Genomic DNA, 5,183 nt, shown 5'->3' on the forward strand with positions numbered 1-5,183 from the left:
CCGGCGGCGGTCCAGCCGGTTCGGCACCCCGGATGTCCGATTACAGACAGTTTGTACCATCCACGGCTGACCACCCGCACCATCCCCGTATGGAAGGACCTGCGTGACCGACGTACTACCTCCGCCGCCCGGCGACCGGGTCGAGCCCATCGGCATCGAAGTCGAGATGCAGCGGTCGTACCTCGACTACGCGATGTCGGTCATCGTCGGCCGGGCGCTGCCAGAGGTCCGTGACGGCCTCAAGCCGGTGCACCGCCGCGTCCTGTACGCGATGTACGACGGCGGCTACCGTCCGGACCGGGGCTACTTCAAGTGTTCGCGCGTCGTCGGTGACGTCATGGGTAACTACCACCCGCACGGCGACTCGGCGATCTACGACACCCTGGTGCGGCTCGCCCAGCCCTGGTCGCTGCGCTACCCGCTGGTCGACGGCAACGGCAACTTCGGCTCCCCGGGCAACGACCCGCCGGCGGCCATGCGGTACACCGAGTCACGGCTGGCGCCGCTGGCCATGGAGATGCTGCGCGACATCGACCAGGACACGGTCGACTTCGCCCCGAACTACGACGGCCGCTCGCAGGAACCGACGATCCTGCCCAGCCGCTTCCCGAACCTGCTGGTCAACGGCGCCGGCGGGATCGCGGTCGGGATGGCCACCAACATCCCCCCGCACAACCTGCGGGAGGTCGCCGACGGCGTGAAGTGGTTCCTCGCGCACCCGGACGCCAGCGACGCCGAGCTGCTCGAGGCCCTGCTCGAGCTGATCAAGGGGCCGGACTTCCCCACCGCCGGCCTCATCGTCGGCCGCCAGGGCATCGAGGACGCCTATCGCACCGGCCGCGGCAGCATCCGCATGCGGGCGGTGGTGCAGGTCGAGGAGAACAAGGGCCGCACCCAGCTCGTCGTCACCGAACTGCCGTACCAGGTCAACCCGGACAACCTCGCGGAGAAGATCGCCGAGCTGGTCCGGGACAACCGCATCAGCGGGATCTCCGACATCCGGGACGAGACCTCGGCGCGCACCGGCCAGCGCCTGATCATCGACCTCAAGCGGGACGCGGTCGCGAAGGTCGTCCTGAACAACCTGTACAAGCACACCCAGCTGCAGGACACCTTCGGCGTGAACATGCTGGCGATCGTCGACGGGGTGCCGCGCACCCTGCGGCTGGACCAGATGGTGCGGTACTACGTCGACCACCAGGTGGACGTGATCGTCCGGCGGACCCGCTACCAGCTACGCAAGGCCCGCGAGCGCCTGCACGTGCTCGAGGGCCTGCTGATCGCCCTCGATCACCTGGATGAAGTGATCAATCTGATCCGCAACGCCGAGTCGGCGGACGCCGCGCGCGGACAGCTGATGGACCGGTTCTCCCTGTCGGAGATCCAGGCGGTCGCCATCCTGGACATGCAGCTGCGCCGGCTCGCCGCGCTCGAGCGTCAGAAGATCATTGACGAGGCGGCCGAGCTGCGGGCGAAGATCGCCGATCTCGAGGCGATCCTTGCCTCACCGGCCCGCCAGCGGGAGATCATCGGCGAGGAGCTCACCGAGATCGTCGACCGGTTCGGCGACGAGCGGCGGACCAGGCTCGTCCCGTTCGAGGGCGACATGTCCGTCGAGGACCTCATCGCCCGCGAGGATGTCGTCGTCACCGTCACCCGCGGCGGCTACGCCAAGCGCACCAAGACCGACCTGTACCGCTCACAGCGCCGCGGCGGCAAGGGCGTCCAGGGCGCGGCCCTGCGCGAGGACGACATCGTCGAGCACTTCTTCGTCACCACCACCCATCACTGGCTGCTGTTCTTCACCAACAAGGGGCGGGTGTACCGGGCCAAGGCGCACGAGCTGCCCGAGCAGGCCCGCACCGCCAAGGGCCAGCACGTGGCGAACATCCTCGCGTTCGGCCAGGACGAGCGCATCGCCGAGGTCATGGCAATCAAGGACTATCAGGCGGCCCCGTACCTGGTGCTCGCGACCAGGCGGGGGCTGTGCAAGAAGACCGCGCTGGCCGAGTTCGACTCCAACCGCTCCGGCGGGCTCGTCGCGATCAACCTGCGGGACGACGACGAGCTCATCGCGGCCCGGCTCGTCTCCGCCGGCGACGACCTGCTGCTGGTCAGCCGGCAGGCGCAGTCCATCCGCTTCCACGCCGACGACGAGCAGCTGCGTCCGATGGGGCGGGCCACCTCCGGCGTCATCGGGATGCGCTTCGACAGCGACGACGAGCTGCTCGCGATGGAGGTCGTCCCGCCGGAGTCGGAGGCGAACCTGCTCGTCGCCACCAGCGGCGGCTACGCCAAGCAGACGTCGCTGGGCGAGTATCCGGTGCAGGGACGCGGCGGCAAGGGCGTCCTCACCGCGAAGATCGTCTCTACCCGTGGTGGCCTGGTCGGAGCCCTCGTGGTCAGCCCGGACGACCAGCTCTACGCGATCACGTCCAACGGTGGCGTGCTACGGACGATCGCGCGCGACGTCCGCCGGGCCCAGCGGCAGACCATGGGGGTCCGTCTCATCGATCTCGAAGCCGGCGTACAGGTCGTCGGAGTAGCACGTAATGCCGATGCGGAAGACAACGCCAACGGCGGTCCGACAGCCGCTCCCGGCGGGGGAAACCCAGCCTGAGGACGGATGACCGGCGGCCGGGCGGCAAGGCGGGAGATGGACCGTGAGCGACAGCGACGACGACCGGACCACCCGGTCACCGGCCTTCCGTGGATCTTCTCCGCCGCGGCCGGAGCAACAGCCCGGACGGGTCGGGGAACCCCGTAACGAACAGCGCGCCGCCCCGGGCCAGGACCGTTCTGGCCCGGGAGCCGCGAAACCCTCCACCCCTCCGACGTTCCCGACACCATCGGTGCCGGGAACGTCACCAGGCTCCGGTGCCGGGGCAGGCTCCGCGGCGAGCCCGGGGCCGAACGACGACGGGACGCAGGTGCAGAAGCCGGCCTCGGTGCTCCGGGAACTGCGGATGCCACGGGAGGCCCGAGGCACCCGTGACGCCCGTGACACCCGTGGTGCCAGGACCTCGCAGCGGGCGGCCCCCAGCTCATCGGCATCCCCGTCCCCCCGGCCGGCCACGCCGAAGAAGGCGGACACCGGCTCCCAGCCCGGCCGGGCGGACGGGAAAGCGGCGACCACGGGCTCGAACGCCTCCTCCAGGCGCCCGACCCCGGGCCGGCCCGTGAGCTCCCCAACCACCCCGGCGGCCTCGGCGGGACCCCGGCGGCCTCGGCGGGCGCCGCGGGCCCACGGCCGGGCGCATCGTCCACGTCGGCGACATCACCGACGTCAGCCGCCACCGGCTCGACAGGCTCGGCCGGACCTGCCACCAGCACGTCGACGGGGACGCGCGGGTCACGTCCGACCGCGGCCGGCACCCCGTCCGGCGACCCGGCCGCGCCGCGTCAAGCGGCAGGATCTCCCACCGTGACCGACAGTGTCGACACGGAAGCCATCGCACTGGCATCCGCTTCGACATCCACCGGCGGGCGGCCCCGGCTCGATTCGGACACGATCTCGCTGCGCCGCCCGGCGAAGAAAACCGGCGGTTCAACCGGTACCGGTGCATCGCCGGCCGCCCGCCCGGCAACTGACGGCCAGGTCACGCGCGGCGCGCCGGGCGGGGATGCTGGTGGTGTGGGACAGTCGAAACGTGGACCGGCGGCCGCGGCGGCGCAGGCTCCGGAGACGGAGGCCTTCAAACGGGTGGACGGTGGACATCCACACAGTGACGATCGGGCTACGCCCGCATCGTCTGATCGTCGTGCCACAACAGGCCCGCTGGCGCGCGGTGGGACCACAGGTACTCGGGATCCCCTCGTGAAGCGGCCGACCGACCCCACCGGCGCGGGCGCGTCCGGCACCTCCCAGATCCCCGTACGGGAACGGGGCGGAGTGAAGGAGCCGGCGGCCACCGGGCCGGTGACAGGCACCGCCACCGGGCCGTCCGCGATGCGCCCACCCGGGCAGGGACGGCGGGCCCGGCTGCGCATCACCCGGGTCAACCCCCTGTCGGTGGCCCAGCTGACGTTCGCGTTCTCCCTCTGCGTGTTCGTCGTACTGATGATCGCCGCTGCCGTGCTGTGGTTCGTACTGAACTCCATCGGCGTCTTCGACAGCGTCGTGGAAGCGGCGGACACACTCACCGACGGCAGCAACGGCGGGGTACGCGTCTGGTTGTCGTTCACCAGAGCCATGGAGATCGGCCTGCTCGTCGGCGCGATCAACGTGATCCTGATGACGGCCCTGGCGACCCTGGGCGCGCTGCTCTACAACCTGTGCACCGAGATGGTCGGCGGCATCGAAGTCACCCTGGGCGACTAGCCGCGACACGTCGGCCGTGACAGGCTTCCAGCCCGGGTGCCTGCCCCGAACATCCCGCGCATCCGGTACTGTGGAGCCCAGCAAGGACCTGTAGCTCAGTCGGTCAGAGCGCTTCCCTGATAAGGAAGAGGCCGGTGGTTCAAGTCCACCCAGGTCCACGGGCTGGCTATTCGTGCTTGCCGAACTGTGTTCGGCTTCGCCGGGGCCGCGATGTCTGTCCAGGGGAGCGGACCCCCTGAAACCCCCGGTGCCGGGCTTCGCTCGGCCGGGTGGGGGCCGTTAGCGATGCTGTCTGTGCCCGTTCAGTCCGACGTCCTTGCCCACGTCGGAGTCTTTCGGGGCTTGGTCAGCCCGCCGTCCGCAGCTCACCCAGTGCCGCATCCAGTGCTCGGAATCGGCGGTGGCCACGATCCGGTGCACGCGCGAGGGCGACAGCCCCACTGAAGTTGACCCGATTTCGTACGCACCTGGGCTCTTTGGGACAGTGGTTTCGAGGAGGATCGCAGGTGCCGAGATCAGAACCGCCCTACACCGCCGAGTTCCGCCGGCAGATGATCGAGCTCGTCCGAGCCGGAAGATCACCTGAGGAGCCGGTGGCGGAATATGGCCCGTCGGGTCAGTCAATCCGTAACCGGGTACGCCAGGACGAACGCGCGGAAGGGGTTCGGTCCGACGGGCTGGCCGCCGCGGAGCGCGACGAGCCGAACCGGCTCCAGAAGGAGGATCGGCAGCTGTGGGAAGAACGGGAGATCCTCCGGAAGGCAGCGTTTTTCTTCGCGTCACGGAGATCTGTCAGAGATGAAGGTTGCTCTGATCGACGCGGAGAAGACACCATTCTGTCTTCATGTCGGCCTGCGTGCCG

2 protein-coding genes and 1 tRNA gene are annotated in these 5,183 nt (G+C 69.8%); all 3 read left to right on the forward strand.

The genetic code is table 11. The features are described from left to right. The first annotated feature begins 103 nt into the window (after positions 1 to 103). Positions 104 to 2,620, forward strand: a complete 2,517-nt coding sequence (gene gyrA, locus FrCorBMG51_RS14695; protein ID WP_047223619.1) for a DNA gyrase subunit A — start codon at positions 104 to 106, stop codon at positions 2,618 to 2,620. A gap of 1,197 nt (positions 2,621 to 3,817) precedes the next feature. Then, entirely contained in the window at positions 3,818 to 4,321 is a 504-nt protein-coding gene (locus tag FrCorBMG51_RS14700; RefSeq protein WP_235433584.1) for a DUF3566 domain-containing protein, read from the forward strand. Positions 4,322 to 4,405: 84 nt separating this feature from the next. After that, positions 4,406 to 4,479: transfer RNA gene (locus FrCorBMG51_RS14705), tRNA-Ile, on the forward strand. The last annotated feature ends 704 nt before the right edge of the window (positions 4,480 to 5,183 follow it).

The organism is Protofrankia coriariae, assembly GCF_001017755.1.
Lineage (GTDB): Bacteria > Actinomycetota > Actinomycetes > Frankiales > Frankiaceae > Protofrankia > Protofrankia coriariae.